Source organism: Pararhodospirillum oryzae, from assembly GCF_007992075.1.
GTDB lineage: Bacteria > Pseudomonadota > Alphaproteobacteria > Rhodospirillales > Rhodospirillaceae > Pararhodospirillum > Pararhodospirillum oryzae.
The window spans coordinates 1-2,272 of the sequence record NZ_BJZO01000161.1 but is presented as its reverse complement, the minus strand read 5'-3'; the positions used below and the strand labels follow the sequence as shown (position 1 = coordinate 2,272).

Below are 2,272 nucleotides of genomic sequence, written 5' to 3'. Positions count from 1 at the left end.
GGCCCCCGCCCCCGCCCCGCCCCCCGACATTCGCCTGAAGACGGCGGAAACGGTGCGGGTCGCCCTGCCGCGCCTGGACGACCTGATCAAGCTCATGGGCGAGGTTGTTTCCAGCCACGCGCGCTTGCACCAGCGCCTTGCCGATCTCCACGCCCTGGAACGCGACCTTGGCCTGGACGCGCGGGCCCGGGCCATGATGCAAGGCTTCGCCCGCGATCTGCGCGACGACGTGTTCGCGCAAGACCTGCTGATGCGCGACCTGCACGCCCGCGCCCTGGTCATGCGCATGCTGCCGCTGGCCATTGTGTTCGAGCCGGCGGCCCGTCTGGCCCGGGACCTCGCCCGCTCGCTGGGCAAGGACGTGAACACCCAGACCTCGGGCATGGAAATCGAGCTGGACCGACAGTTGATCGATCGCCTGAGCGATCCCATCGTGCATTTGCTGCGCAACGCCGTGGATCACGGCATCGAGCCCCCGGCCGAGCGCGTCAGGGCCGGCAAGCCGCCCCATGGCACGCTGACCTTGTCGGCCCGTCAGGATGGCGGCTTCGTGGTCATCGACCTGCACGACGATGGCCGGGGCCTGGCCCTGGAGGCCATCCGCGCCAAGGCGGTACGCAAGGCGATGATGACCCCCGAGCAGGCGGCGGCGCTGCCCGAGGCCGAGGTGGTGGACCTGATCTTTCGCCCGGGCTTCAGCACCAGCGCCTTGATCACCGATGTGTCGGGGCGGGGCGTGGGCATGGATGTGGTCAAGCGGGCGGTGGTCGACGACCTGCAAGGCAGCCTGGAGGTGGAAACCCGCCCCGGCCAGGGCACGACCTTTTCCATGCGTCTGCCGCTGTCGCTGGCGGTGATGCGGATCTTGCTGGTGGAGGCAGGCGGGGAACCCTTTGCCTTCACGGCCCAGACGGTGGTCCAGCTGCTCAAGGTCCCGGTGGAGCGCCTGCTGTGCGTGGCTGAACGCGAAGCCGTGGTGGTCCAGAACGAATTCGTTCCCGTCGCCGACCTGGCCGATCTGCTGGACCGCCCGGTGCCGCCCCGACGGCCAGACGCGGACGTGCTGCTGGTGGTGGTCCGGGCCCGTCAGGAAAAGCTGGCCCTTCGGGTTGATGCCCTGATCGACGAAGGGGACATGGTTCTGAAGCCCGTGCCCGCGCCCTTGCGGGCCCTGCCCCTGGTCGCGGGCATGGTCATGACCGGGCGCAACATCCTGGTCAGCGTGCTGCATGTGCCGGCCCTGCTGGAAAGGGCGGCGCGCGCGCGCGTGTTCCCGGGCCAGGACGAGGCAGCATCCGAAGGCCCGGCGGCACGGCTGCGGGTCCTGGTCGTTGACGATTCGCTGAACACGCGGGAAATCGAGCGCGACGTGCTGGAAGCCCACGGCTATGTCGTCACCTTGGCCGAGGACGGACGCGACGGGCTGGACAAGGCCCTGGCCGAACCCTTTGACGCTGTTCTGACCGATGTCGAAATGCCGGCGATGGACGGGTTCACCTTGACCGCGACCTTGCGTCGTGACCCGCGCTACGCCACCACGCCCATTATCATCATCACCTCGCGGGAAAAAGAGGAAGATAAACGTCGGGGTATCCAGGTCGGGGCGGATGCCTATATCGTGAAAGGAGATTTCGAACAGGGGAATCTTCTGGAAACGCTCAACAGCCTGCTCGCCTAGAGTGAGACCCGAAAAAGGAAGCACCACCGTTTCAGAAACGACAAACTCAAACAAAATAATCTGGAGTCTGACCGTTTCAACGCGCAACAGACGGATTCCAGACCGAACACGGCCGGACTGCACACGGAATGGGGGAAGGGATGAAAATTCTTGTGGTTGACGACGACGCCCTCGCCGGAGAGTTGACCGGGGCTGTTCTGGAGGATGCCGGCTACGAGGTTGTCCTTGCGACCAACGCCATGGAAGCCATGGAAGCGCTGGACGACGCTCCCGCCGAGGCCCCCGTTGCCCTGATCGTCTCCGACATGCACATGCCGATGATTTCAGGCATCGAGCTGTTTCAAACCCTGCGCGATCAGGCGGTGATGATTCCCTTTGTCCTGCTGACCGGGGATGATCCCCGGGTGCTGCACCAGAGCGAACCCCGCCTTGACGCCTGCCTGCTCAAGGATCCGACCTTGGAGGAAACCTTGCCCGGGGTACTGACCCGTGTTCTCACCCAGGCCGGCCGCTAACACCCCGAAGCCTTCCGGCGAGAGGCCGACCGGCATCGCGCCCGGTCTTGTTTCGCGCCCGGAGTCTGCCGAAAGCGCA

2 protein-coding genes are annotated in these 2,272 nt (G+C 66.0%); both read left to right on the top strand.

Annotated features, from left to right (window positions below; translation table 11 throughout):
* Positions 1–1,678: hybrid sensor histidine kinase/response regulator (locus ROR02_RS16210; protein WP_147165080.1), on the top strand; the 1,678-nt coding region annotated here is incomplete at its 5' end.
* Between the two features lie 140 nt (positions 1,679–1,818).
* The gene (locus ROR02_RS16205; protein WP_147165079.1) at positions 1,819–2,193 is read left to right on the top strand and encodes a response regulator; all 375 of its coding nucleotides are present in this window, start codon (positions 1,819–1,821) and stop codon (positions 2,191–2,193) included.
* Positions 2,194–2,272 lie beyond the last annotated feature (79 nt).